At 50.1% G+C, this 23,842-nt stretch carries 32 protein-coding genes; 7 read left to right on the plus strand and 25 right to left on the minus strand.

Going from position 1 to position 23,842, the window contains the following annotated elements:
- Window positions 1–59 precede the first annotated feature (59 nt).
- Window positions 60–665 carry a DUF1847 domain-containing protein gene (locus BLQ36_RS05810; RefSeq protein WP_074514561.1) on the plus strand — a complete coding sequence of 202 codons (606 nt, stop codon included), beginning with the start codon at window positions 60–62 and terminating at the stop codon, window positions 663–665.
- A 2-nt stretch (window positions 666–667) separates the two neighbouring features.
- On the opposite strand, the gene BLQ36_RS13320 is transcribed toward BLQ36_RS05810, so the two are convergent.
- From BLQ36_RS13320 to BLQ36_RS13575, 5 genes are all read right to left on the minus strand, one after another.
- Window positions 668–757 (minus strand): response regulator transcription factor, encoded by a 90-nt coding sequence (locus BLQ36_RS13320; RefSeq protein WP_143558689.1) that lies wholly within the window; start codon window positions 755–757, stop codon window positions 668–670.
- Between the two features lie 9 nt (window positions 758–766).
- Complete coding sequence (locus tag BLQ36_RS05815) at window positions 767–1,012, minus strand: DUF1653 domain-containing protein (protein ID WP_074514564.1); 246 nt, start codon at window positions 1,010–1,012, stop codon at window positions 767–769.
- Complete coding sequence (locus BLQ36_RS05820; RefSeq protein ID WP_074514565.1) at window positions 1,005–1,463, minus strand: YaiI/YqxD family protein; 459 nt, start codon at window positions 1,461–1,463, stop codon at window positions 1,005–1,007. Before BLQ36_RS05820 ends, BLQ36_RS05815 begins: the two co-directional genes overlap by 8 nt.
- Complete coding sequence (locus tag BLQ36_RS05825) at window positions 1,460–2,392, minus strand: DMT family transporter (RefSeq protein ID WP_074514567.1); 933 nt, start codon at window positions 2,390–2,392, stop codon at window positions 1,460–1,462. The genes BLQ36_RS05820 and BLQ36_RS05825 overlap by 4 nt, the downstream gene beginning before the upstream one ends.
- Before the next feature lie 79 nt (window positions 2,393–2,471).
- On the minus strand, window positions 2,472–3,809 hold the full coding sequence (locus tag BLQ36_RS13575; RefSeq protein WP_318260918.1) for an MBL fold metallo-hydrolase: 1,338 nt from the start codon (window positions 3,807–3,809) through the stop codon (window positions 2,472–2,474).
- Window positions 3,810–4,185: 376 nt separating this feature from the next.
- On the opposite strand from BLQ36_RS13575, the gene BLQ36_RS05840 reads away from it, so the two are divergent.
- Window positions 4,186–4,425 carry a DMT family transporter gene (locus BLQ36_RS05840; protein WP_318260919.1) on the plus strand — a complete coding sequence of 80 codons (240 nt, stop codon included), beginning with the start codon at window positions 4,186–4,188 and terminating at the stop codon, window positions 4,423–4,425.
- Window positions 4,426–4,525: 100 nt separating this feature from the next.
- Here the strand turns inward: BLQ36_RS05840 and BLQ36_RS05845 are convergent, their stop codons facing one another.
- Genes BLQ36_RS05845 through BLQ36_RS13580 form a run of 3 tightly spaced genes read right to left on the minus strand, consistent with a single transcriptional unit; the run spans window position 4,526 to window position 5,650 of the window.
- Entirely contained in the window at window positions 4,526–4,897 is a 372-nt protein-coding gene (locus BLQ36_RS05845) for a TetR/AcrR family transcriptional regulator (protein ID WP_143558691.1), read from the minus strand.
- Window positions 4,860–5,432 (minus strand): MBL fold metallo-hydrolase, encoded by a 573-nt coding sequence (locus tag BLQ36_RS05850; protein ID WP_318260920.1) that lies wholly within the window; start codon window positions 5,430–5,432, stop codon window positions 4,860–4,862. The genes BLQ36_RS05845 and BLQ36_RS05850 overlap by 38 nt, the downstream gene beginning before the upstream one ends.
- Complete coding sequence (locus tag BLQ36_RS13580) at window positions 5,426–5,650, minus strand: hypothetical protein (RefSeq protein ID WP_318260921.1); 225 nt, start codon at window positions 5,648–5,650, stop codon at window positions 5,426–5,428. Before BLQ36_RS13580 ends, BLQ36_RS05850 begins: the two co-directional genes overlap by 7 nt.
- Window positions 5,651–5,792: 142 nt before the next feature.
- Here BLQ36_RS13580 and BLQ36_RS05855 point away from each other — a divergent pair, with 142 nt between their 5' ends.
- Window positions 5,793–6,716: a LysR family transcriptional regulator gene (locus BLQ36_RS05855; protein ID WP_074514570.1), complete on the plus strand. Its 924-nt coding sequence runs from the start codon at window positions 5,793–5,795 to the stop codon at window positions 6,714–6,716.
- Between the two features lie 357 nt (window positions 6,717–7,073).
- Here the strand turns inward: BLQ36_RS05855 and BLQ36_RS05860 are convergent, their stop codons facing one another.
- Both BLQ36_RS05860 and BLQ36_RS05865 read right to left on the minus strand, forming a co-directional pair.
- Window positions 7,074–8,726 (minus strand): FAD-dependent oxidoreductase, encoded by a 1,653-nt coding sequence (locus BLQ36_RS05860; RefSeq protein ID WP_074514571.1) that lies wholly within the window; start codon window positions 8,724–8,726, stop codon window positions 7,074–7,076.
- 191 nt (window positions 8,727–8,917) lie between these two features.
- Window positions 8,918–9,061, minus strand: a complete 144-nt coding sequence (locus BLQ36_RS05865) for a hypothetical protein (RefSeq protein ID WP_318260922.1) — start codon at window positions 9,059–9,061, stop codon at window positions 8,918–8,920.
- A gap of 308 nt (window positions 9,062–9,369) precedes the next feature.
- Between BLQ36_RS05865 and BLQ36_RS05870 the strand changes: the two genes are divergently transcribed.
- From BLQ36_RS05870 to BLQ36_RS05880, 3 genes are all read left to right on the plus strand, one after another.
- Complete coding sequence (locus BLQ36_RS05870) at window positions 9,370–10,743, plus strand: DUF389 domain-containing protein (protein WP_074514573.1); 1,374 nt, start codon at window positions 9,370–9,372, stop codon at window positions 10,741–10,743.
- An 85-nt stretch (window positions 10,744–10,828) separates the two neighbouring features.
- Complete coding sequence (locus tag BLQ36_RS05875; protein WP_074514574.1) at window positions 10,829–12,151, plus strand: hypothetical protein; 1,323 nt, start codon at window positions 10,829–10,831, stop codon at window positions 12,149–12,151.
- Window positions 12,152–12,245: 94 nt separating this feature from the next.
- Window positions 12,246–12,395: a phosphatase PAP2 family protein gene (locus BLQ36_RS05880; protein ID WP_074514576.1), complete on the plus strand. Its 150-nt coding sequence runs from the start codon at window positions 12,246–12,248 to the stop codon at window positions 12,393–12,395.
- Between the two features lie 125 nt (window positions 12,396–12,520).
- Here BLQ36_RS05880 and BLQ36_RS05885 read toward each other — a convergent pair whose 3' ends face one another.
- The 3 genes from BLQ36_RS05885 to BLQ36_RS05895 form a co-directional block, all read right to left on the minus strand.
- Window positions 12,521–12,832 carry a hypothetical protein gene (locus tag BLQ36_RS05885; RefSeq protein ID WP_074514578.1) on the minus strand — a complete coding sequence of 104 codons (312 nt, stop codon included), beginning with the start codon at window positions 12,830–12,832 and terminating at the stop codon, window positions 12,521–12,523.
- Between the two features lie 462 nt (window positions 12,833–13,294).
- The gene (locus BLQ36_RS05890) at window positions 13,295–14,164 is read right to left on the minus strand and encodes a DUF5131 family protein (RefSeq protein ID WP_081342238.1); all 870 of its coding nucleotides are present in this window, start codon (window positions 14,162–14,164) and stop codon (window positions 13,295–13,297) included.
- A gap of 6 nt (window positions 14,165–14,170) precedes the next feature.
- On the minus strand, window positions 14,171–14,602 hold the full coding sequence (locus tag BLQ36_RS05895) for an Rrf2 family transcriptional regulator (RefSeq protein ID WP_074514579.1): 432 nt from the start codon (window positions 14,600–14,602) through the stop codon (window positions 14,171–14,173).
- 207 nt (window positions 14,603–14,809) lie between these two features.
- Here BLQ36_RS05895 and BLQ36_RS05900 point away from each other — a divergent pair, with 207 nt between their 5' ends.
- The gene (locus BLQ36_RS05900; protein ID WP_014431083.1) at window positions 14,810–15,166 is read left to right on the plus strand and encodes a cupin domain-containing protein; all 357 of its coding nucleotides are present in this window, start codon (window positions 14,810–14,812) and stop codon (window positions 15,164–15,166) included.
- 253 nt (window positions 15,167–15,419) lie between these two features.
- On the opposite strand, the gene BLQ36_RS05905 is transcribed toward BLQ36_RS05900, so the two are convergent.
- The 12 genes from BLQ36_RS05905 to BLQ36_RS05960 form a co-directional block, all read right to left on the minus strand.
- Window positions 15,420–16,199, minus strand: coding sequence for a C39 family peptidase (locus BLQ36_RS05905; RefSeq protein WP_074514581.1), 780 nt, complete (start codon window positions 16,197–16,199; stop codon window positions 15,420–15,422).
- Between the two features lie 145 nt (window positions 16,200–16,344).
- The gene (locus BLQ36_RS05910; protein WP_033169338.1) at window positions 16,345–16,821 is read right to left on the minus strand and encodes a flavodoxin; all 477 of its coding nucleotides are present in this window, start codon (window positions 16,819–16,821) and stop codon (window positions 16,345–16,347) included.
- 24 nt (window positions 16,822–16,845) lie between these two features.
- A complete protein-coding gene (locus BLQ36_RS05915; protein ID WP_074514582.1) occupies window positions 16,846–17,520 on the minus strand; it encodes a hypothetical protein in 675 nt (224 codons plus the stop codon).
- Window positions 17,517–18,137 (minus strand): flavodoxin, encoded by a 621-nt coding sequence (locus tag BLQ36_RS05920; RefSeq protein ID WP_074514584.1) that lies wholly within the window; start codon window positions 18,135–18,137, stop codon window positions 17,517–17,519. The genes BLQ36_RS05915 and BLQ36_RS05920 overlap by 4 nt, the downstream gene beginning before the upstream one ends.
- An 83-nt stretch (window positions 18,138–18,220) precedes the next feature.
- Window positions 18,221–18,901, minus strand: a complete 681-nt coding sequence (locus BLQ36_RS05925) for a flavodoxin family protein (protein ID WP_081342240.1) — start codon at window positions 18,899–18,901, stop codon at window positions 18,221–18,223.
- 20 nt (window positions 18,902–18,921) lie between these two features.
- The gene (locus BLQ36_RS05930) at window positions 18,922–19,731 is read right to left on the minus strand and encodes a carboxymuconolactone decarboxylase family protein (RefSeq protein ID WP_074514586.1); all 810 of its coding nucleotides are present in this window, start codon (window positions 19,729–19,731) and stop codon (window positions 18,922–18,924) included.
- A gap of 96 nt (window positions 19,732–19,827) precedes the next feature.
- Complete coding sequence (locus BLQ36_RS05935) at window positions 19,828–20,949, minus strand: DUF362 domain-containing protein (protein WP_074514587.1); 1,122 nt, start codon at window positions 20,947–20,949, stop codon at window positions 19,828–19,830.
- Window positions 20,950–20,970: 21 nt separating this feature from the next.
- Window positions 20,971–21,219 (minus strand): hypothetical protein, encoded by a 249-nt coding sequence (locus tag BLQ36_RS13240; RefSeq protein ID WP_412582550.1) that lies wholly within the window; start codon window positions 21,217–21,219, stop codon window positions 20,971–20,973.
- Entirely contained in the window at window positions 21,182–21,499 is a 318-nt protein-coding gene (locus tag BLQ36_RS13645) for a hypothetical protein (protein WP_074514589.1), read from the minus strand. Before BLQ36_RS13645 ends, BLQ36_RS13240 begins: the two co-directional genes overlap by 38 nt.
- 28 nt (window positions 21,500–21,527) lie before the next feature.
- Window positions 21,528–22,067, minus strand: a complete 540-nt coding sequence (locus BLQ36_RS05950; RefSeq protein ID WP_074514590.1) for a flavodoxin family protein — start codon at window positions 22,065–22,067, stop codon at window positions 21,528–21,530.
- 20 nt (window positions 22,068–22,087) lie between these two features.
- Window positions 22,088–22,585: a cyclophilin-like fold protein gene (locus tag BLQ36_RS05955; RefSeq protein WP_081342242.1), complete on the minus strand. Its 498-nt coding sequence runs from the start codon at window positions 22,583–22,585 to the stop codon at window positions 22,088–22,090.
- A gap of 57 nt (window positions 22,586–22,642) precedes the next feature.
- On the minus strand, window positions 22,643–23,824 hold the full coding sequence (locus tag BLQ36_RS05960) for an MFS transporter (protein WP_318260924.1): 1,182 nt from the start codon (window positions 23,822–23,824) through the stop codon (window positions 22,643–22,645).
- Between the last annotated feature and the right edge of the window lie 18 nt (window positions 23,825–23,842).

Genomic DNA, 23,842 nt, shown 5'->3' on the forward strand with positions numbered 1-23,842 from the left:
CCCGACGATTTTGTTTGGGCACCTTTTTTGCCAAGCGAATAGTTTTAGGAGGTTTTACTATGAAAGCGGATTGTGCCAATTGTCACTCCCATGTCTGCTACACCAAAGGAACAAACTGCACCGGCATCGACCGGGAAACGATTCTTGCCGCCTACGATGAGGAAGAGCGCCGCATTATGAAAGCTGCCGCCTATGTCGAGGGAACCTTTTACAGCAACATCACCCGTCTGCAGGAAACAGCGGAATTTGCTAAAGCCATGGGCTATAAGAAACTCGGCATGGCCTTTTGCATCGGCCTCAACGCCGAAGCCCGCTATATTGCCCGTTACTACGAACAACAAGGCTTTACCTTTTACAGCGTCTGCTGTAAAAATTGCAGTTTCAACAAAAAAGAGCTTGACCTAAAACAGGTCAAGCCCGAACTTACGCATGAAGCCATGTGCAATCCAAAATTCCAAGCCAGGATTCTAGCGGAAAAAGGCACAGAACTTTTCATCTCCTGCGGCCTCTGCGTGGGACATGATACCATATTTAATGCCAGCTGCCCCGGCCCTGTCACTACCTTAGTGGTAAAAGACCGGCTGCTGGCCCACAATCCTCTGGGTGCCATTTATTCCCGCTACTGGAAGCGGAAACTGGGAATTATGGATGAGGACGAAATCTGAAGTCATTCCTTGCCATGCTTTTGCAGCTGGAACGCCAGCAGCTCCCGTATGCTCTGTTCATCGTCTACTGCTAAAACCTTCATCGGCACCACCTCTTGGCATCATTTGCATTCAAACCGGTATTTCTGCTCTGCCTGGGGATATTTCGCATGATCCACCTCGCTCATGAACATGGCTAGCGGCCGGCAGAATATGCCATAGTCCCCATAAAGCGCCTGATACACGCAGTACAGCTCCTCCGTTTCGGTATGGATCACCGGGCAGGCGATGATCTTGTAATCGTTGTGTTTGAAATGCTGCCATATCTCGCCCGCCTGCGGGATTGGCCGCCCATATTGTTTATCCATCGGTTTCCTCCATAATCTTTTTCAGCAATCCTTCCAGTTTTGCCTGGTACTGTAAGTTGTCCTCCACGGATCGCTTCCGTGGCCCTTTCCAATGACTTTTACTCGAAGCGCGGCGTGCCTTCTTCCCCAGATGGCGTTCCATCAGCAGCCGCTCGATATTTTCATTGGTATACTGCCAGCCATTCTGGTGAATAGCATACGCCTTCTTGCCCAAAGCCATGGCTGCCACTCCATAATCCTGCGTAACCACCAAATCGCCAGACCGGCAGCAATTGACCAGTGCAAAGTCCACCGCATCGGCTCCCGCGCCGATTATCTTTACCTCGCTATAAGCAGACTGCAGGATGTGATTGGTATCGCATAGCAAAACCACTGGCACCGAATATTTTGCCGCCACTTCTTCTGTTTCCTTGACCACCGGGCAGGCATCTGCATCGACAAATATTTTCATAGCGAAGCTCCTTGCCTTGGATTTGCCAGGGCCAGCTTTTCTGCGGCGGTGGTGTTGCCGCCCCGCATAGCCAGCACCACCCCGCTGGCAATAAGGGCAAAACCTGGCGCAAAATAGCTGGTGATTGCCTCGCCGAGCAGGAAATGCCCCAGCAGCGTTCCCACCACCGGCTGGAAGAACATGAAAAGGCCGCCGATAGAGGCATCCATATAGGTAAGGCCCTTGCTCCAAAGGACAAAGCCGGCAGTCGTGGAAACCACTCCCACATAGAGCACCGAGCCCCCTATCTCCGGCCGGGCCAGCGCGGCAAGATCCGCTTCAGCAGCCAGCCACCAGAGGCCATAAGGACTCAGCGCCAAAAAGGCAATCAGCACACTGTAAAAAGTCAGGGCAAACACCGAATAGCGGCTCAGCAGCTTGAGCAATATGGACATCAGGGCCCAGGTAACGGCGGCAATACTGAGGTAGAGCCCGCCCAGCAGACTGCCGCTGCGCATATTATCGGGATCAACCACGATGAGCAGTACCCCAACGGTGGCCAGAACCACCGACAACAAGCGGCTGAGATTGAACCGCTCATGGAGCAGCAGACAGCCAAAGACCACCATGAACGCCGGGGTAGCTGCTGTTATAACAGACCCCATTTGCGCAGAAGTCAGCATAGTGCCGGATTCCTGGGTGACAATCGACAAAGTGTTTCCCGTAAGGGCCGAAAGCAGGAGCAGTTTCCAGTCCTTGCGCTCGATCTTCCACGAGATTTTTTGCTGGTACATGAGAAATACCAAGGGGATAAGCGCCACGCCATACCGCATCCAGACCAAGGCCACAGGCGTAATAACCCCTGTCGTCAGCCGGACGGCGATGAACATGGCGCCCCAGATACTGCCCGCCAGTGACAACAGTACCGAGCCGATAAGCAGATTACGCAATAGATTCCTCCTCCTTTGTTCCTCGATTATAACGCGTTGCTGGTATAAAGTAAATCCAGCCCGCGGAATCTTGCCGGCGTCAGGCCAGCCAGGCTGCCAGTTTCCCCATGCGCTCCCCATAGGCCACGAACAGATCCCGGAAGGATCCGATATCCTGGCTCATGCCCACAGGGCCGAGATGGATGATTGGCTTGCCATAAGCCTTGCCCCCCGAATAAGTCATCATGCCCTGCACCATCATGAACGTCAGCATTTCCCGGATCGCATTTTCCCCGCCACCGTGGATATACTGCTCCGTAGCAAAGGCTCCGCCCACTTTATAGGCCAGATCCAGCTTGGAGCCTTTCTCCTCGAGCCAGGTTTTCATTTTAGCGGTGACCGAAGCCATATAGGTAGGCGAGCCGAGGATAATAAGGTCTGCTTTTTCGATATATTCTGCATCCGCCTCATCGATATGAAAACAAGCAGGCTGCAATCCTGCCCTTTGCACGCCTTCGGCGATAAAGGCGGCCGCCTTTTCCGTGGTATGCGTGCGCGAATCATAGAGGATGGCCGCCAACAATGGCCCCCCCTCCTCCTGTCCGCTGCAGATTGCCGAGCCGGCAGCAAAAGTATCAAGATACATGGGCCAAACACCAGAGCTGTGGCACGCATCCAGGGAACAATGGCACAGATTGAAATACGCTACGCCAAGATTTTTAAGCTCGTTAACGGTTTGACTGACACACGCCTCGCTGGCCCCTGCCAGATGAATGCCGCCAACCACACGAAGGACTTGCTTTCCCGTCCGCGCCTTGACGGCTGCCACCATATTCACAATTCCCCTATGGGAGCAGCCTACGACCATGCAGAGGCCATTTCCCTCCTCCAGCAACAGGCAGACCTCATCGGTAAAGGAATCCGGTTCCTTCGCTGCCCCACGCACAAATTTTTCAGGGATATGCTCAAAGTCCGTCGTTCGCGCAAAACCAGTGAAGAGGGTTGCATGATTGTCCAGCCTTATCATATCCTGGCATTCGCGCTGCTCGATACCCCAGGCAGCCAGATTGTCCGCCGTAAAGCCGCAGCCCTTATACAGGTATTCATCCTTCTCCCGATCATAGGAATACTTCTCCTGCCAGAAATCCGGGCCGGTATAAAGCACCTTGGGTTTTACGTGCGCCAGCAGCGCAGGGAACCCCCCCGCATGGTCATAATGGGAGTGGCTCAAGGCGACAAAATCCACGGCAGATAGGTCTACGCCCATCTTCTCCGCATTGCGCCAGGCCGCCCCGGTATGCCCGCAGTCGAAGAGGAACTTGCTCTCCGGGGTCTCGACGTAAAAGGAAAGGCCATGCTCCCCCTCCAGTTCCCAAGGCGTTTCCTCCACCCAATCATCAATCAGGACCCTTAACGTATATTTTGCTTCATATGCCATGACAAATACCTCCAATGGTAAATCAATATGTAAACATCATAAAGCATACGCCCAAAGCTGTCCAGCTCAGAACTTCTGCCACTCCCGCGAATATCTTTACTTTTCTCTTCCCGCTTCATTCCACTCCCTAACATCGTTATGCAGATCCTGCCAAGATTCCAATCAAGATTCCTGCCTCAGCTAATTTGACATGTCAAAAAATCAAATCACGGTTGACATCCATCAGCCTATTTGCTAGAATCAATACTCGTATCGGACGGCAAGCAATCGCCTGCTTGCCAGATAAGGTGTCCATAGACACTGGAACGGGTTATTCAGGCCAGATAAGATCGCATTCTTATCTGGCCTTATTTTTTTTCGAAAGGATTTTAAACACATGCTAAAAGGTTATCTTCTGCTCGCCATCGCTATCGCCCTAGAAATTGTTTCCACCTCTATGCTGAAAGCCTCCTGCGGTTTTACCAAACTAATGCCCAGCGTTGCTTTCATAGCGGGAATGGGAACCTGTTTCTACATTTTTTCCAAATCCTTGCTGCTGCTCCCCCTGGGCATTGCCTATGCAATATGGGCTGGCGTCGGGACAGCTCTTACGGCGCTGGTGGCGGTATTTATCTAGCATGAACAGATGGACCTTACCACCGGCTTGGGCATCTTGTTCATCATCATAGGAGTGATCCTGTTAAACATCCGCAGCATCACCAGTTGATAGCGGCACATCATCCCAGCCAGGACGCCCCATAGCGCATCATGCCCTGCACCACCATGCGCATCAACATTCCCCCGCTAGCTTCAATGGTCAATTCTTCATCATGGGTCCTGATACAATTCCAGCAAACAACAATCTTCAGGTACATATCCCGCCAGTCATCCTCGGTTTGTATTTTCTCTGGCTCGATAATCCCCTGCTGGGTAAGCTGGACGTATATTTCGTTGGCCAGCTCATGCTTGTCCTTATAGCAGCGATAGAAGGTTTGCTTGCTGACCTCCGCAGGCGAATTGCCTCCCAGGGCAGGTATTCTATGGAGACGCTTCTTCCTAAGACAATATTGCTTAGTAGCAAAGGCTTTCACCATCGCCAGGCATATCATAGTCTTCCACATGACGGGCCATGAGCAGGGAACGCATCGTATGACGGGTAATGGTAGCGTGAGCAACATTATCCAAATGCGTAAGATAAAGTCTAGCCTGCGGTGCTTCCATGGCCACAGACCAAACATCCTCATCATTCATAATCAAACGGCCATTTTCTACCAATTCAGCAGCAGAACAGTTAAGGGCAATAACCTCCGGGCTGAACTTGCGAATATTTTCCTGCACTTCAGGATACCAAACTGTATCCCCAGCCAGGTAGAATGTTTTCTCCTTAGGAGAGGTAAACATGATCCCCATGGCTTCACCACAAGGAACTACAGTGCCATGACGAGCAGGCACCTGCGTCAGCCTTGCCGCACCAAAATCCATCCCCTCACGGGAAAGGACGATAATCTTCCTAAAGCCAGATTTCTCGAAAACAGCTGCATCTTCCTCATTTTGACAGATGACTGGTACATTTTTGTCTAAGGGAGCCCCCACTGTGCCATCCATTGCCATATCAATGTGGTCCGGATGAATATGCGTTACCACATAATAATCACCCCCTGCAATATTTCTTCCACGGACATGGGCAGGTCATAAAAGGGCATAGCCATGTTCTCCTTTACAGGATCTGGCACATGGAAGGGCATCCCCGGTATGTCAACAAACGACAGCACATGTTTGGGTGACAGCCATGGGTCAATCAAAAAGGTCTTGCCGGCAAATTCCAAACGGTTGGTGGCATTACGTATCTGTGTCAATTTCATGTAAAAAACTCCTCTCACACATAGATTGCTGACTTATCTCTTACTGCTATTCTAACAATCGAATAATCCGTCAACAAGCAAATGCTTCGGCACTTGCCGCAACCATTCTGTTGCGGTAAACTAAAACTAGGAGGTGTTTCCCATGAATCAAAAACAGCTGGAATACTTCATCGAGGCCTATCGCAGCCGCAATATTCAAGCTGCGGCTGATAAACTATATGTCAGCCGTCAGGGCATCAGCAAAATCATCCGCCAGTTGGAAAAAGAGCTTGGTCAAGTTCTTTTTACCCGCACACCACGCGGTCTGGAACCAACAGATTATGCCACCACACTGCTTCCCCATGCCCAGCGTCTTTTGGAAGATTATCGCTATATCGAGGGCATGAATACCCTGGCCTCCCAGTCAAAAAGCGTCGTTACCATTTATGCCCTTGACCATATCCTGACCTACCTGGGTGCCAATTTCCTGCTGGACTTCCATGCGGCCCACCCCGATATTATCCTCAGCGTTGTGGATACCACAGATGATGCTGCCCTCGACGGCCTTGCCGCCAAGAAATGCAATTTCGCCATAGTGACAGGCCCTTTGGACAACAGCCGTTTCCAGGGTGATGAGCTATTCTTTTCTCGATACTGTGTCCGTCTCCATAAAAACCATCCCCTGGCCGCCAAACAAGAACTATGCTATGCCGATTTGGATGGAGAAACCATCATCAGCAAAGGCCGGGCTTATCAATGTTTCCGGGATAACATTGACCGGCACATTCTCCTGCCAGGGCTGAATGTAAAGATTCTTGGCGAAACAGCAGATGAATCAATCATCACGGAACTGGTGGCTCAGAATCACGCCATCAACATCGGCTACGATTATGCAGCAGTTTTAAATACCCATGAGGATATCGTTCTTCGCCCTTTGGGTGAAGGCACAGAAAAAGGACAGAGTGTTTACCTTATCACGGATAAATACACTCTGCCCACAACGGCCAGCAAGAAATTCCGTCAGTTTATCTTGGATTGGCTGCCAGCAAGCGGCAAACACATCGTTTTACCTAGCTTTTCCCATTAGTTTAGCTCGGACTACACCGTTTTCTCAGGAATGACTGATCTGCAGCTTCCTGGTCAAATCAGACTGACTGTTCCTGTAGAGAAACAGGGCCAAGATACCGCTGAAGAGGCTGGCTATCGGCGGCATTTTCGAAAAGATTTCTGAATGCATACAATCTCCTTCAGCAGCCCGGGCATACAAAAAGGCCCGGGTTCTGCATTTAATACAGAATCCGGGCTCACCCGACACCTTATCCGACAGGCGGCCTGCAGGAAATCCTGCTATCCCCCGTGCTACGGCACTCTGTCCTCCGGTGACCAATATATGGATAGTATATTAACAGCAAAGCATTGACATGTCAATCCTCTTTGTTGTCGTTTAGGGCAAAATTCCCTGCAGATAGGTAAAACCACCCATCATATTGCGAACCTCAAAGCCTGACTGCTTCAGCATACGTTCCATGAAATATCCGTTCATGCCAATTTTGCAGATGACCACCAGAGGCCGTTTTTTATCCAGCTTATCCAGCTGTTCCCGCATTTTGGCTGCCGGGATATTGATTGCTCCCTCTACATGGCCTGCCGCAAACATTTCCGGCGGACGCACATCGATGATCAATGCCCCCCGTTCCTGTTCTGCCGCCAGTTCCACCGGCAACAGGGGATTGGTCAGGCCCTGCAGGATGTTATCGCCATAGTATCCGGCCATATTCACCGGGTCTTTGGCTGAAGAGAAGGGCGGCGCATAGGCAAGCTCCAAATCTTCCAAATCATACACCGTGCCGCCTAAACGCAAAACAGCAACCAATACATCAATCCGCTTATCCACGCCCTTTTTACCAATTGCCTGGGCACCAAGGACCTTGCCATCCTGCAGGCTGAACAGCACTTTAAGGGCGAAGGGCTCCGCCTGGGGATAATAGGACGCATGGTCATTGGGATAAGTGATGGTATAACGATAGTCCTTGCCATAAACAAGCCCCGCCTGCTGCAGGGCCCGCTCGTTTTTGCCGGTAGCGGCAGCAGTCAAAGAAAAGACCTTGAGCACTGAACTACCCACCACACCGGCATACTTGCGTTTTTTGCCGGCAATATTGTCAGCGGCCAGCCGCCCCTGACGGTTGGCGGGACCAGCCAAAGGCAGCGCCGCCTTCTTCCCCGTCAGGCCGTCAAAGGTCATCACCGCATCACCTACGGCAAAGACTGCCGGGGCGCTGGTCTGCATATATTCATCAACTAAAATATGCCCCCTTTCCCCCAGCTCGATGCCACTATCCTGCAGGAATGCCGTATCCGGGCGCACGCCGATGGCCAGCACCACAAAATCAGCCGTCAACACCTCCTGAGGAAATTTAACGCCAATGGTGCCATCCTCATGATGAAGGAATTCCTGTACGCCCTGCTCCAACAGCAGCTTCACGCCGTTCTGGCGCAGTTCAGCTTCTGCCAGGGCTGACATATCCGTATCAAAGGGAGCCAGAATATGGGGTGTTGCTTCCACCAATGTCACGGACAGGCCCTGGGCCTGCAGATTCTCCGCCGCTTCCACGCCGATGAAACCGCCGCCGACCACCACGGCACGCCCCTGAGGATAATCCCCGGCCAGCTTCTTCAAAACCGCAGCATCTGGTACATTGCGCAGGGTTACAATGCGTTCATGGTCGATGCCCGGAATCGGCGGCCGCAGGGGCTGGACACCCGGAGACAGCAGCAGGGCATCATAGCTTTCCGGATATTCTTCCTCCCCATGGCGAATGACTACCTGACGGGCTGCCGTATCCACCTTTGTGACTTCGCTCTGCACCCGCACATCCACATGAAAAAGCCCGCGGAATTTGGCCGGTGTCATCACCAGCAAATCTTCCTGCCGAGGAATAACGCCCCCTACATAATAGGGCAGGCCGCAATTAGCAAAGGAAATATCGCCGCCACGCTCCACCAGAATGATTTCTGCCCCTTCGTCCAACCGCCGCAGACGGGCAGCTGCCGTAGCACCGCCTGCCACGCCACCAACTACGATATATTTTGCCATAATCATACCTCCAAACGAATATCAATTTCTCGAAGTTGTTATGATTATAGCAATTTACCGGATAATCGTTCGTGATTCAATCACTTTGCTCAGTATAATAGATCATATCATTATACTCTGAAATATACTGCGCAGCCTAAAAGCGGCCGTACTGTTTATACGGCCGCTTTTAGTGTTTTCTCGTGTACATATCAATGCATAGTCTGCTGGATTATGCCCAGCACTAAACCGGCTATGCCCGTGCCAGCCAATAGCTTTATCACGCCGACTTTCCTGCGCACAGCCACGATTGAGGCCAGCAGGATGATTACCCCCAAGGGATCAATGGTGGTCAAGTCTTCGGGCAGGAATGCCCCATAGCCTTTACCCCTACTGGTCCAACATTTCGCATGATACTTCCTCCTTGTTGAATAAATTTTTATATCTATATAAAAATTTATATATAGATTTTATAAATTACCATACGCAGAATCTTCCCGGCCCTCTATTTTATTTTGAAGCAATCCATTGGACAGCAGGAAATCTAGCCTGTATCACGAAGTTATGGAGAAGCGGACGTTCCATTTTTCGTTCCCAGAAGGTATTTCATGAAGGAGCTATACGGCGTTTGAGACACGCAACGGCCATCGAAGGAGGAATATCTATGAATACCCTCAAAACCGTCGCCGCCAATATCTTTGACCTGGAAAAGGACCGCGCTCCCTTGGAAGAAATCGCGGAGCGCATCTATAGCGGCGGCACCCTCAAAGGCACAAACATGTGCATCCTGATTCTTGCCATTTTCATTGCCTCGATTGGTCTGAACATGAACAGCACCGCCGTCATCATCGGTGCCATGCTGATCTCGCCCCTGATGGGGGTCATCATGTCCCTAGGCTATGGCATGGCTACTTATGACAGCGCCTATGTCCGGGAATCCTTCCTGAAGCTCGTGTTTCAGGTCAGTCTCTCCGTCCTGACCTCAGCGGTATATTTTACCCTCTCCCCCATTGACACCGCTTCCACAGAACTTCTGGCCCGCACGGAGCCGACCATCTGGGACGTGCTTATCGCCATCTTTGGCGGCCTAGCCGGCATCATCGGCAGCACCCGCATCGAAAAGAGCAATGTTATTCCCGGCGTAGCTATCGCCACCGCCCTGATGCCGCCCTTGTGCACGGCAGGCTATGGACTGGCCACCTATTCGCCCAAGTTCTTCTTTGGCGCGCTCTACCTCTTCTTTATCAACAGTTTCTTCATCTGCCTGACCACCTTTATCGTGCTGAAATTCATCAAGATTCCTGCCAAGACCTATGTATCCGAGCAAGTTTTCCGCCGCCAGCGCTGGCTTCTCTCTCTGTTGGGCGTGCTCATCATCCTGCCCAGCATGTATATGGCCTACCAGAGCATCCTCAACAATCTGGAACATGCTCAGGTCAAAGCCTATATCGAAAGCAATTTCCAGCAGGGAAACCCACAGGTCGTCGCCTTTCATCTGAATCCCCAGGAGAAAAAACTGGATCTGACTCTTATCGGCCGGACGGTTACCGATGAAGAACAGGCCGAACTGGAAAAAAAGCTGCAGACTTATTCCCATTTTGCAGACTGGAACCTGCATATCATTCAGAACGATCTGTCCGGCACCGTCCGCGCTGAGGATGTCCAAAACCTCATCAACACCCAGTGGAACGCCGCTGGCGGGGCCAGCCTTGCCAAGGCCCAGGAAGATTTGCGCAAGTACAAGGAACTGAGCATGCGTTACAGCCCCGCCTACCAGCGATTCGAGACCGACCAAAAGCTGCTGGCCAGCATACGGGAAAAAGCCCCTATCCTGTTCCCCTCCTTCACCGGCGTTGAAGGAGCCACCGTTGCCACGGAAAACAAGGATGGCCAAATCATCCCCACAGGATTCCTGGCCGTCATTACATGCAAATCACCACTTACCGAAGACGAACAAGCCCGCTTGCAAAAATGGCTAAATGCTGAAGCTGAACTTCCCGTAAATTTTATCCTGCGAATTACACCAGAAACAGATTAATACATTATGGAGTATCCCAGGTCATTTGGATATAAATCAATTTATATTTATATGTTTTTCATTTTTTGCTATACGAGGTGATTCCATGAATTTTTTGCGTATCAGTAAAGAAGCCTTATCCATAGCCATGGCCTATGTGGGCGTTTTGGTGGGAGCTGGGCTTTCTTCCGGCCAGGATATGCTGCAATACTTTTTGAGTTTCGGACAAGCAGGAATCTGGGGTGTGATTGCCCTCGGCTTGCTAAATGTCATTTTTGGCCGGATCATTGTGACGCTTGGTTCGCATTATCAATCCAGCAACCATCAGGAAGTGCTGGAACAAATCGCCCATCCCGTCATCAATCGCATCATTGACGTTACGTTGATCATTTCCTGTTTTGTTGTCGGCTTTGTCATGGTGGCTGGTGCCGGGGCCAATTTACAGCAGCAGTTCGGGCTGCCCAGCTGGGCAGGAGCTTTGCTCTGCTCCCTGCTGATCATTGTCATCTCCTTTATGGATTTCAACAAAATCACACGGGTGTTGGGAATCTTTACCCCCCTTATCATTTTGATGATCCTGGTGGTAACGGCCTACACCTTTGCTGGAAAAACCTATGACTTTACGGCGCTCAATGCGGTGGCAGACACCATGGAACCTGTTATGCCGAATATCTACCTATCCGTTATGAATTACTTTGCTCTCTGCGTAATGAATGGCGTTTCCATGGCATTGGTGCTCGGCGGCTCCGTCATCCGTATCGGCGATGCAGAAAAAGGCGGTGCCTTAGGCGGCGTGATCATCGGTGTTATCGTTACCTGCGCGGCACTGGCCCTCTTTGCCAATCTGGACATGGTCAAGGATGCCGAAATCCCCATGCTCATGATTGTCAACCACATCCATCCTCTGTTTGCCTTTGCCTATGCGCTGGTCATCTTTGCCTTGATTTTCAACACGGCCTTCAGTCTTTATTACGCCACCGCCCGCCGTTTCGCCGATGATGATGTACGCAAAATGCACCGTTATATCATTGGCATTGTAATCTTGGGCTATATCTGCAGCTTCGGCGGTTTCACCCAGCTGGTATCCTGGATGTATCCCTTGCTGGGCTATATGGGATTCCTGGTTTTGGCGGTGCTGTCCATTGCCTGGATTCAGGAGCGGGACAATATCATCCGAGAAAAATTCCTGCGCCGCAAGATGATTCGCCTGCTGTTCCGCAAATACGATGACGATTATGAGTTTACCCGCCAAAACAAACAGACATTCCAAAAACTCGGAGAAATGTCTGCGGCCGATACGGAAGGCCTCAAAAAAGACATCAAAGCCTATGTAAAAGATGTGGTGGAAAATCATGATGACCTGCAGGCTTACGCCAAAGAGAATTTGTCCATGGAAGGCTCGCCCTTAAAGAAAGAAAAAAAGGAATAATGCACGGTGTCTTTTCTCATTGACAATAAACCCATAAATGAACGATAATGGGCGAACATGTCTTTTTGACACAGTACACCAAGCGAGGTAAGTTATGGACGAAGCTTTCGCGGTCAACATGGCCTTTTCCCGGCTATATGCAGGTGTCCACTATCCCACCGATGTAGCAGGCGGCATAATCGTAGCCTTTGTTGGCAGCTGCCTGACCTGGCACTTGCGCAACACCATCTTTGACCGGAAATAGCCTCACGAAAATTTTCCGCAACTCCCTGGGGTTCGTCTCCCCGTGCTAAGTTCCCTAAAAGCAGACATAATTAAAGAGGCTATTGCATGTGTGAGTATATCACTTACATGCAATAGCCTCTTCTTTTATTTCATATTCTCCCACCAGGACGCAAAGTTCTGGGTGTTGCCACGGTCAAGATAAGCCGCCTCCCCGATTTCCGGAGTCAGCAGTTTATACCCCCGCCCCTGGCTAAAGCGGGTCAGTTCCCGGTAAGGTTCCTGCCAGGGATGACGGGAAAGGGTGAACTTGCCGCCATGAGCAGGCAGAAGCAGTTTTGCCCCTACATCCGACGCTGCCTGAGCGGTTTCCTCCGGCAACATATGGATGGCATGCCAGGCCATATTGTACTGGCCGTTTTCCCCCAGCATCAGCTCAAAACCGCCAAACTTTAGCACTATTATCTTAGCAAACTTGCAATGCTTTTGGCAACTCTTCTACATTAAGGGTAAGTGTCAAGTTTTTTCGATATGGCAGTGCCCATAAGTCATCCTGAGTTGCATGGTACAACATCATAATTTTCTACAGTACAAGTGTCTTTTCCATCGGTCAGATTATTGCACCTACAAGATTATTATTCGCTCCATAGACTCAATATCATTCTGCCCCCCATACATACTGTCTCCGGACAACAGAAAACCAGCATCAAATTAAATGAAATGCCAGTTTTCTGTTCGTAATCTCTATGGATAATGTCCTGTGATCACCACTGAATTTTTCACATGTCAAAAAACATACTGATTACTGGCAAAATCAACGTATATATGAACAGCAATTCGACGGGGCAAATTGACTCGTCAAACTGCTACTTTTATCGGCTAAAAGCCCAATATTAAGCAAGGGGATTTTGTGAATAATTATCAGCACTTGCCGCAATGGCTGCATCCATTGCATATCAACCTGCTGCCGCAGGCATGACAATGCGGGCCATCATAAGCTGCGCTATAGCAATCCTCTGACGATACCGGAATGCCAATGGCATACCGCAGGTCAAAATGCATGGGCTTGCCCTTGAAATTCAAACCTGCCTTAAATGCCTGCTCCGCCTGTTTCTGCTTGCTTTGCAAACGATAATGCTTGCCGTCTTTAATGAAATCTGAGCCGATTTCAATGAAGGAAAAGGATACACTGGCTTCCTGGCACTCTTCATGCAAAGCTAGTATCCAATCAAAGTTGCAGGGCCGTGCCCCTTCATAGTTCTCGCCACCGCAGATAACCTGCTCGATGAAACCTTCCTCCAGATAGGGCTTCAAACTTACGGCGCCAATCAAGGGAGCACACATCACGCCTTTGTGCTTGAAGGGCAAATCCCTGAGCAGCGGCAGCCTTCTATCGGCCATTTGCTGATTCTCACAGGTGACATTGAACCAGATATTTTCCCAGCCGCTGCCAAAGTCCCGGGGCAGACAGTCCGCTCCCCGTTCCGGCCGCTTGGTCAGCAGATAGAAAATGACATCCGGCCTCTGCCGCATGATTTCCCAGGCCTCTTCCCGCCATTTGTCCGCCTCTTCCAGAAAAAAATCCGAAGTCATGCACACGCGGATAAGCTCGCCGCTCTTTATCTTATAACTGCCGTAACGGTCTTTCTGCAGCGGATAGGCAAAATTTTCCGTACGATAAATGACAGCGCCATCTTTGCCTCTTTGCTTATCCAGCGTATACATATAACAGTTGGCACAGCCGGGGCTGATTTTCCTGCAGCCATGCCATGGATTCCAGATGTCATGCATAATTTCTCACTCTGCCGCTTCTTTCGCCTCGATAGACGCCAATAAATCGGCAATGGTGACTTTCTTGAAATCGGCCAGCATATGCTGTCTGACCTCTTCGAGTCTGTCCCCTAACACCCCATGGATATTCCTGCCCACCGGGCACTTCGGATTGGGATTCTCCTGAAAGTGAAATAGATCCTCGTCCTCTTCCACAGCCTGGAAGACATCCCACAAGGTGATGTCTTCCGGGCTTTTTGTCAACTTTGCCCCACCGACACCTGCTGCCACATCCACCAGTCCGGCAGCTTTGAGCTGGCCCAATGTTTTCCGGATAATGACCGGGTTGACATTGACACTGCTGGCCAAAAAGGTGGAAGTAGCCTTGTACTCATCCTTGAATCGCTCGATACAAAGCAATATATGTGTCGCGACTGGCAAACGAAAAGAAAACTGCATGCAAAAACCTCCGTTATGTAGTCGTTGTACCATACGATATTACATCATCTGTAAAATGTCAACCAAAACCCTCCAGCAACCTATGACAATTAGGAAAGCATGTGCCGCAAATTTTTCCATTGTAACCATTGACATTACATCAAAGCGATGTTATCATCTTATTGTAATCGATATCATTACAACACAAACTCATTGGAGGAAAATCAAATGGCAAATTTCAACAAAATCAGTGTGGCAAGCGATGCAAGAACTGAGCTGCATGACAAATTGAATCTGACGGGGGCAGAGATCAGCGTCAACAACCTGCCCGCCGGAGCCGGTGTTCCCTTTGTACACTACCACAAGAAAAACGAGGAGATTTATTTCGTCACGGCCGGTAAGGGCACAGCTGTGATTGACGGGCAGACCGTAGAACTCGCAGCTGGCGATTGGCTGCGCATTGCCCCGGCTGCGCGGCGTCAATTCTCGGCGGCTGCCAATGAAGGCATCAGCTTCATCTGCATTCAGGTGCGAGAAAATTCCCTGGAGGAATATACTGCAGACGATGCTGAAGTAGAACAGTAAGATTAACCGTTATCAGATAGCAAAAGCCATCAATAAGCACAGATTGAGATATCTGCCTTATTGATGGCTTTTGCTATTAGTATTTCACTACGCCTCTAGCTGTATATTGCACGCTAAGGAAACCACCAGTTTCACGACTTATGAAAGATACTCAGCCAGTGCATAACCCAGATTTCCTTAATTGGGCACAATCAACAGGCAAACCCAGAATACCTAGAACCATATTCTTTTCATCTTATTCATAATCAATCCCCTATTTTCCTACAGTATCAGCGTCCTTCGGATAAGCTATAATCCAAGGTTGATAGCGCTCCTTCTTAGGCAGCATGGAATGGTCAAACCACATGGAGTAGAATTTTGTAGCATTGCCAGCGGTATATCCGTCCTGTTTATGGTCACAAGTATCGTAAGGATCTGCAAAAATAAGCATATCATCCAGCATTGACTTCGTTCCCATGTTGTCATAGCCAATAATAGCCCGCCAATGACCGCCCCACTCTATATTTTCCACCAGTACCGGTTTCCCATGAGCCAGCGATTCCAGGATAAAGGTACGGAAATCCTCATAGCGGCTAAGTTTATCGCTGTTCAGGCTGCTGCGCACCTCCCAGCCGATTTCTTTAAAGAATCCAACCATATTTCTAAGCCCGGTACCGATTGGATACCCCTGGGTTTTCATGGCCTTTGTCAAGCTCATTTCATCATAATCCCTGTTCCCATACCAATAAAGCACGGTCAAGGCAACGGCAGGGCCACAGGTATACTCTCTTGCCTGTTGATAGGTCTTATAGTGGGAAAGTACAATACGGCGTCCCGGGATACTTTCCATGTTGTAGAAATCCATTTTTGTAAAATACGGTGAATTCTTATGATTTATTTCGGCTGGAGCAGATGAAGCACCTTCTGTAACCGTATCAAGCCCAGCCGGATAGGGAATCACCTTCTCTTCTGCCATAGTCGTGGAGGCCGTAAAACATAGCATACATGCCAATGATAAAGCCAGTTTTGCTCTCATGCGAAAAAATTTCCTCATATCCACCACGCTCCTATTCCACTTATACGCTTTTGAACTCCATCTTCCGATTGTATAATTCAATTTTCACCGTCCAATTACCTGCCTCCTCAACGACAAAAGGCAATGCACATATTTCATGCACATTGCCTGATGCTTGTCACGCTTATAAGCTCTCCACCCAGTTTTTAAGGTCAGCAACCGAAGGATTCCCATTCAGCAGCTTGCCTTCCCGGATAGCGGTACTGTCTGCCACGCTTCCTTTCAGTCCTTCCACGGCCTTGCCAAAGCCGCTGCCGCCGGAGGTGGCGAAGAGAATAATGGTCTTGCCGGCAAAATCATAGCTTTCCAGGAATGTGTTAATGATGGTGGGCGCCACATACCACCAGATGGGAAAGCCCACAAATATCACATCATAGTCCGCAATCCTGGCGTCACCTGCCGCAATCTGCGGACGAGATTTACTATCCCGCATCTCCACGGAGCTGCGGGAATTTTTATCATGCCAATCCAAATCAGCCTGGGTATAGGGCACTTCCGGCTTTATTTCAAATAAATCTGCCCCAGCCGCCTCGGCAAGGTTCTTGGCAGCCTTTGCCGTTACACCGCTAGCGGAAAAATAGGCAACTAATTTCTTACTCATGTGATTACCTCCCATATCAAATGTTCATGCTTTTAGATAGCGCTGCAATGCGGCTCCCAGCAAAACATAGAGTCCGATGGTTCCACAGAGCAGCAGTACATAGATGACCGCCGGTTCGTTGGTGGCTGCCGTGGCAAAGATATGTTTCATCAGCAGGCGGTCGCCGATGCGGTTCAGGAAGGACGCATAAATCCCTGCACTGAGCGCCGCCAGACTCAAAGCTGCCACAACTGTCCGTTTAGCCACAGCAGACAGTTTCCAGTCAAAGACCTTTTGCCACTGCCCCAGCCAGCCTTTGAAATGCAGCCCCCAATGGAGGCCGCATAAAATCAGCAGGGCATAGGGCAGGGACACATGATACTGATGAATGACAATGCTGCGCTGGATTTCCAGCGGCATGATATCTTTCAGCAGGAAGTTGGATATGCCAAGACCGGCAAACACAGTCACCAGCACCACGGCAATCAGCAATATATCAATGACCGTTCCCAAAGCCCGCCGAAAATTCCATTTGCCCTGCCGCAAGCTTTTCAGCCAGTGACGATTCTGATAGAGATGAACGCCTGCCAGCAGGAACCAGACTACGCCTATGATTTCATGCAGCAGCTTGGGGATATAGTGAAAACTCATGGTCAGCACAAACAGCAACGGCAAAAGCGCCGTTACGGCCATGCGCCGATTTATGCTCCGGTAATTCATAGGCCTAAGCCATTGTACCAGGCTTTGATTTCATCGGCGCCAGCCTGCGGGCTGAATAACTTGCCCGGTTTCCAGTTGGCCTTGCCTTTGGTAATCCTGGCCAGGTAATCTGCACTGCTGCCAATATCGCTGCCACCGGAGGTGCAGATAGCCGTCATATTCTTGCCTGTAAAGTCATAGCTTTCCACGAAGGTATCCATGATGCGGGGAGCCTGGGCCCACCAGATGGGATAGGCCAGGATAATGGTCTTGTAGCCCGCAATAGGAGCATTCTTATCGGCCAGCTTAGGGCGGGCGCTGTCGTTCTTCTGCTCCACCGTGGCTCTGGTGGTTTCGTCATTGTAATTCAGGTCTTCGGCCGTATAGGGGGATTCCGGCCGAATTTCATACAAATCTGCGCCCAGCGCCTTGGCGGTGTTCTCCGCCAGTTGCTTCGTGTTGCCCGTCGCGGAAAAATACGCGACTAAGATCTTATCTCCCGTTGCATTATTATCAGCCGCCTGTGCCACAGTTTTCGTTGGCGGAGCCTTTTCCTCAGCCTTGCCATTATCTGCACCGCAGCCCATCAGCCCCAGTACTATCAGCATAGACAAACAGGCAATCCATAATTTCTTCATACATCTTGCTCCTTTCCAGTCAGCTTACATCAACACTTATGGATAAACTCTATCACTTAAAGCCAACTCTAAGTCAAGCCTCGTTAGAGATTCGCTCCGATTTTGTAGGCAATATCGGCAAACTGGGATTTTTCCACCAGGGAGCGGGCACCGCAGCCTGTAGCCATCACCTGCCCCACATCCTGCCATTCCATGTAACGCACCAGCGTATTATAGTGATTGACCAATGCTTCCATCGTCCAATCGGCACTATTGTAAGCTGTGGCCATCATGATGGATTTCTTGCCATGGAGCTTTTCGGTCCGGGAATAGAACCTATCGATAATCGTCTTTAACTGAGCCGACATGCCAAAGTAATAAAGCGGTGTGGTCAACACAATTAAGTCTGCCTCCAGCATCTTGGGCATCAACGCGTTTTCAATGGCATCCTTAAAAATGCACGGACCGTCCATACCGCATTTGTCGCAGCCACGGCAAGGGTGCGTTTCCTCATTGGCCGCATCAAAGGTAAAGACCTCGTGTCCGGCACTTCTGGCTCCATCCGTAAACCGGTCAGCCAGATAAATAGATGTTGATTCATTTTTCGGATGGGGACTGCTGGTGATTACCACAATTTTCATTTTCGTGCCTCCTGATATGCTGCCCTTTTCCGGGACAACATTTGCTTTTGACTCATCGCCAGTCAGGGCCGACAGACCGCAGCCTGTCAAAAAGAAGGTTACCGCCCCCATGCCGCTGACTTTCAAAAACTCCCGTCTGTTCATACACATCAATCCTTATATTTTCAGGGCAACTTGTTATACTCCTTTTCCTCCACCGGCTCACACCACTCATTGGAAGTATTTTCCCCCGGCACCTCGATGGCGATATGCTGGAAGGCGGAGTCCTTGGCGGCGCCATGCCAGTGCTTGACACCTGCGGGGATATGCACGACATCTCCCACCTTCAATTCCTGAGCAGGCTTGCCCCATTCCTGATACCAGCCACGGCCGGCAGTGACCAGCAGCATCTGCCCGCCGCCTTTGTCGGCATGATGGATATGCCAATGGTTGCGGCAGCCCGGCTCAAAGGTCACATTGCCAATAACCACCTGGTCCAAGGAAATCATATGAAGATAGCTCTTGTCATCAAAATACTGGGCGTAGTTGACGTTTTCGCCCCCTACGGGGAATAAGCTGGTTTGCTTGATGGTTTCCAAATCCATATTGACATCTCCTTCGCGACTGGTATTCTTTGCCGCATCTTCGTTATATACTTCCTTGGCCAGGTTGAATGCTGCCCAGGCTTTTGGCCAACCGGCATAAACCCCCAGCGGGGTGATGACTTCTGCCATTTCTTCTTTCGTCACGCCGTTTTTCCTGGCAGACTGCAAATGATATTTCAGTGAGCTATCCACCATGCCGCTGGCTACCAAAGCCGATACCGTCACGATACTGCGGTCATGAAGGGAAAGCACATCATTTTTCGACCAAACCTCTCCAAAGAGAATGTCATCATTATAGCGGGCAAAGTCCGGGGCAAATTCCCCCAGTTGCTGCCTTCCTGCGGTCTGTACTACCTTCACAGCTTTCTGATTACCTGCACTGTTTGCCATAACTGTTGCCTCCCACGTAAAAAAACTGCTGCTCCATAATAAGCCAGCGGCCAGTCCTGCCGCCAGGAACGTCCTGCCTTTCATAACACACCCCCATCAAATTTTTTCGCCAGCCCAGGTACCTTTAATCCCCTGGACTGCTGTCTGTACATCGATTATCTCATCGCTATTATCAATATCTACAAGCTGGTAACGGTCATTGCCCATACCCATTTCTTTCATATAGGTAAGCTGACGCATGCTATGTCGGGATTCCATCCGCTCCACCAAGTCATGCTTGCTTTCTTCTGGCAGAGCATAGACCAAATCCACGCTAGCCTGGTCGGCAGCCAGAATATCCAGAGAAGCCACCATGCCCACATCGGGAGTTACCACGGACTTGGCCCCAGTACCTGCACAATCGCAGTCCACACTCATATTCCGCAAAACATTGATAAAGGCGATTTTCCCGGCAAAGTGATTTACTGTGGCCTTGGTGGACTCGGTCATACGTTCCATAAACTCTTCCTGCACGATGCCCCACTGCTGGCCACTGTCACCGCTGTGAATCATTTTCTTGCCAATGCGACCATCGGCACAGCCAATGCCCAAATTCTTGTTGGAGCCGCCAAAACCTCCCATGGCATGCCCCTTGAAATGGGTCAGTGTCAGCAGGGAATCGTAGTTCAGCATATTCTGACCCACGCTCATTTCCTGAAACCACTTACCCCCAGGCACCGGCAGCATGGCAGTTCCTGGCTCATCGGTGATGTCCACTGTGGCAAACTCCGTCCAACCGTTAATGGCCAGCGTTCTGCGGTGGTCTTCCGTGGTATAACGGCCACCATTGTAATAGGTGTTGGTTTCGATGATATGAGCCTCAGGCAAGCGATCAGCCAAAAGTCTCTTTACCCAGGGACGGGGAATGATATTGGGGCCATGGGGCTCGCCGGTGTGCAGCTTCACCGCCACCTTGCCCCTAAGGTTCTGACTTATCCTGTCATAGATTTTTAAGAGGCCTGCCGCCGACAGGTCACGGGTAAAATAGACTACGGATTCTTTCCCCTGACGCTCACTGTACGGTACATAGATATCGCCACTTTTTACGGCTGTTGGTACCTGCGTCTTTTTTTCTTCGGTAAGTTTATCTGCTGCCAGACTGCACCCTGGCAGTGCTACAACGGCCAGAGCTGCCCCGGCCAATCTAACAAATTTTCGTCTGGACATTCGCTTTTCCATAGCCTTGCCACCTTTCCCTTATTACTTCTTTGCCACTTCCACCTGGTCTATTTCCTGCCCGTCCGGCAGGAACCATTTGATGACAATACGCTCTTTCGTCACATCCATAGTAAGGTAATTGTCTGTCTCCGGCTGTGGAGCAACCCGCTCATCCAATGCATGGTCTATCCAAAGTCCCGGATAACGCACGTTCCCTGCCACCCCCGTAAGGATATAGAGGGGCCCCTTGCTGTCATGATGAGGCCTGCCATTGGGTATGGTCCTCGCCATTGTCCACGATATCTCCCATATTGACGAAAAAGGCCGCCTCAGGATTACGCCATGCCGCCTCCTGGGCCCAATGCTCCCAATCACTGTAATCGCTGGACTGGGAATCCGGGAAAATTAGGCACTGAAAATCCAGGTCATTGGTCAGATTTCGCATGCCATTGGCCACTTGCCGATACCATGTCCCTTTCCCAAGAAAGACTCCGCCACCTAAGAGCAGTCCGCCACCGATAAGAGCCTTTAAGAAATTGCGGCGTGTCAATATATGGTTGGTTTTGTTCATACCTAAACCTTCCTGAAACATTTCATAATTACAAACTGGTTCCCAGTTTTTTAGCTTTTGTCAAAGCCGTGTTTCCAGCAATGTCTCCCGCATCCGTCACGCCACCACAAAACAGCACATCCGTTAAGCAGGCTTTTTGGAAACATGTTACCCAGCCTTCCAGCCCCTTACGGGCACCATCTACAGCACTTGCATCTTCATCAGCAGCCGTGGTCAAAAGATAAATCTCCCTGAATGCATACTCTGTCGGAAACAGAGGATTTGCCCTATCCAAAAGCGTCTTCAGCTGACCGCACATTTCGTAGTAATAGATGGGTGTCGCAAATACCAGTACATCGGCCTTCCCCATCTTCTCCACAATATCATTGGCATCGTCCTTGATTACACACTGCAACGTTTTCTGACAGGCAAGACAACCACGGCAAAAGCCCAAGGTTTTATCACGCAGGGATAGCACCTCTACCTCATGCCCCGCCTCTCTGGCTCCATCAGCAAACGCTGCCGCCAGCTGTTCTGAATTGCTGTTTTTCCGCAGGCTCGTGGAAATCACTAATACATTCTTGCTCATACGCTCTCCTCCATACACAATCATTTCCGAAAACTCACCACTGCTTTCCCCGCCCCCAATGATTCGGCCAAGCCTTGGGGATTTTCAATATGCCCCAGCCTGGTATAGCGATACTGACTGAGGAAGTCCTTATAGAATATCACCACATAATGCCCGGCAAACAGCATAATATCCCCGGCATGAATCTGGCCTATATCTTCATCATTGGCAGGAAAACCTTCAGTAAACTGGTAATACTTTTCGTTGCCATTAAGCTCTTCCATCTCCAAAGTCATGGGGAATTTTGCCATAAGCTGCCTGGTTGCCGGATTATCTTCCAAAACCGCCGTATACTCCTGCTGAGAAATATTCAGCTTTATATGGTTAGCCACTGTGCTCTCTCCTTTAGTCTCTATGGGTTCTATAGATTTAACCGCTACAGCCGATGCATTTTTCTGTTCTGCCCGGCTGCTTTCCGCACCGCAGCCGGATACACAAAGCACTGCCACCAATGCAGCTATAAACCAAAGCTTGCCCAATGTCTCTCCCCCTTTTTCCACTCTAACACCTGGAGCAAACTCCAAGTCAAGGAATTATTATACTTTTTGAGCCTGTATACGCAAACCAGACGCACTTTTCATCATCAGGCACTGCCCCCATACAACCAGAACTGCTGCACCGCAAAGCACAAGGCCAGCCAACACTACATATTCAGTTCCCCATCCCTCTATAAACCAGCCGCCAACTGTTGTCCCCAAAACACAGCCGATATTGGCCGCAGTAAGAAAGAGACCATTGGCAAAATCCGGGGCTTCGGGAGCTGCCTTGGTTATCCAATACTGGTTTATATTGCCATTGATCCCCCCCAAGATGCCCCACATAACTACAAAAACTCCCATAAAAGGCCAGACACTGCCACCGCCAAGCATAACCCCATACAGCATAGCCGTAGCTAAAGGAAATGCCTTAACCACAGACAAGGGGCGTATGGTCAGAAGATTTCCCGCCAACAAACTGCCCAGAATATTGCACAGCCCATAAACAAGAAGCAATAAACTGACCAGAGCGGGTGTTACCCCGGAGACCACAGACAGAAAATCAGCCAGATAATTGAATACGCCAAAAATCGAGCCGTTCAAAAACACCACTGCCATAATAGACGCCCACAATTGTGGCTTTTTCAGCACAGCCAGCTGGCTGCCATAGCTCATGCGTGACTTAGCAGGCATGGATGGTACCAGCCATAAGGTGGCCAGGAGCACCAACAGAGTTGCCACGGCGAAAAAAGTCATAGAGGCAGACAGGGATATCTGTTCCGCCAAGAAATTACTGATGGGCACTCCCACCACCATACCGGCAGAAACGCCAACATTGATTTTTGCTACCGCTTTTGGTGCTTCGCCGGGTCGTGCCAATGCTGCCGCCACCGAAAACGCCATGGCACAGTAGACGGGATGGAAAAAGGCAGGTATGACCCTCGCCAATAGCAGCACATAGAAATCTTCTGCAAAGACCGCCACCACATTGCACAAGGTAAACAGTCCCAAAATAAAAACCATCACGTGCTTTCGGTTAAATCTGGACATCATAAGTGGCATGGTAGGCCCAGCCACCGCTACTCCAAGGGCAAAGAGACTGATAAGCCAGCCTGCCTGCACAATGGTCACATTGTATTCTTCGGCAATGTAGGGCAGAATGCCGATAAAGCCCATCTCCGTGTTCAGTATGCTGAACACCCCCACAGCCAGGATGAACAGCAACAGATTCTTGTTTTTCACAATTATACTCCCTCTTCG

The sequence above is a fragment of the Selenomonas sp. WCT3 genome (assembly GCA_900100835.1).
GTDB lineage: Bacteria > Bacillota > Negativicutes > Selenomonadales > Selenomonadaceae > Selenomonas_A > Selenomonas_A ruminantium_E.

Bases quoted from the DNA above. Each gene is read 5' to 3' on its own strand.
- BLQ36_RS05810 (WP_074514561.1), top strand. From the start codon at position 60: ATGAAAGCGGATTGTGCCAATTGTCACTCCCATGTCTGCTACACCAAA.
- BLQ36_RS05815 (WP_074514564.1), bottom strand. From the start codon at position 1,012: ATGGATAAACAATATGGGCGGCCAATCCCGCAGGCGGGCGAGATATGG.
- BLQ36_RS05820 (WP_074514565.1), bottom strand. From the start codon at position 1,463: ATGAAAATATTTGTCGATGCAGATGCCTGCCCGGTGGTCAAGGAAACA.
- BLQ36_RS13575 (WP_318260918.1), bottom strand. From the start codon at position 3,809: ATGGCATATGAAGCAAAATATACGTTAAGGGTCCTGATTGATGATTGG.
- BLQ36_RS05840 (WP_318260919.1), top strand. From the start codon at position 4,186: ATGCTAAAAGGTTATCTTCTGCTCGCCATCGCTATCGCCCTAGAAATT.
- BLQ36_RS05845 (WP_143558691.1), bottom strand. From the start codon at position 4,897: ATGATATGCCTGGCGATGGTGAAAGCCTTTGCTACTAAGCAATATTGT.
- BLQ36_RS13580 (WP_318260921.1), bottom strand. From the start codon at position 5,650: ATGAAATTGACACAGATACGTAATGCCACCAACCGTTTGGAATTTGCC.
- BLQ36_RS05855 (WP_074514570.1), top strand. From the start codon at position 5,793: ATGAATCAAAAACAGCTGGAATACTTCATCGAGGCCTATCGCAGCCGC.
- BLQ36_RS05860 (WP_074514571.1), bottom strand. From the start codon at position 8,726: ATGGCAAAATATATCGTAGTTGGTGGCGTGGCAGGCGGTGCTACGGCA.
- BLQ36_RS05870 (WP_074514573.1), top strand. From the start codon at position 9,370: ATGAATACCCTCAAAACCGTCGCCGCCAATATCTTTGACCTGGAAAAG.
- BLQ36_RS05875 (WP_074514574.1), top strand. From the start codon at position 10,829: ATGAATTTTTTGCGTATCAGTAAAGAAGCCTTATCCATAGCCATGGCC.
- BLQ36_RS05880 (WP_074514576.1), top strand. From the start codon at position 12,246: ATGGACGAAGCTTTCGCGGTCAACATGGCCTTTTCCCGGCTATATGCA.
- BLQ36_RS05890 (WP_081342238.1), bottom strand. From the start codon at position 14,164: ATGCATGACATCTGGAATCCATGGCATGGCTGCAGGAAAATCAGCCCC.
- BLQ36_RS05895 (WP_074514579.1), bottom strand. From the start codon at position 14,602: ATGCAGTTTTCTTTTCGTTTGCCAGTCGCGACACATATATTGCTTTGT.
- BLQ36_RS05900 (WP_014431083.1), top strand. From the start codon at position 14,810: ATGGCAAATTTCAACAAAATCAGTGTGGCAAGCGATGCAAGAACTGAG.
- BLQ36_RS05905 (WP_074514581.1), bottom strand. From the start codon at position 16,199: ATGAGGAAATTTTTTCGCATGAGAGCAAAACTGGCTTTATCATTGGCA.
- BLQ36_RS05910 (WP_033169338.1), bottom strand. From the start codon at position 16,821: ATGAGTAAGAAATTAGTTGCCTATTTTTCCGCTAGCGGTGTAACGGCA.
- BLQ36_RS05915 (WP_074514582.1), bottom strand. From the start codon at position 17,520: ATGAATTACCGGAGCATAAATCGGCGCATGGCCGTAACGGCGCTTTTG.
- BLQ36_RS05920 (WP_074514584.1), bottom strand. From the start codon at position 18,137: ATGAAGAAATTATGGATTGCCTGTTTGTCTATGCTGATAGTACTGGGG.
- BLQ36_RS05925 (WP_081342240.1), bottom strand. From the start codon at position 18,901: ATGAACAGACGGGAGTTTTTGAAAGTCAGCGGCATGGGGGCGGTAACC.
- BLQ36_RS05930 (WP_074514586.1), bottom strand. From the start codon at position 19,731: ATGGCAAACAGTGCAGGTAATCAGAAAGCTGTGAAGGTAGTACAGACC.
- BLQ36_RS05935 (WP_074514587.1), bottom strand. From the start codon at position 20,949: ATGGAAAAGCGAATGTCCAGACGAAAATTTGTTAGATTGGCCGGGGCA.
- BLQ36_RS13240 (WP_412582550.1), bottom strand. From the start codon at position 21,219: ATGGCGAGGACCATACCCAATGGCAGGCCTCATCATGACAGCAAGGGG.
- BLQ36_RS13645 (WP_074514589.1), bottom strand. From the start codon at position 21,499: ATGAACAAAACCAACCATATATTGACACGCCGCAATTTCTTAAAGGCT.
- BLQ36_RS05950 (WP_074514590.1), bottom strand. From the start codon at position 22,067: ATGAGCAAGAATGTATTAGTGATTTCCACGAGCCTGCGGAAAAACAGC.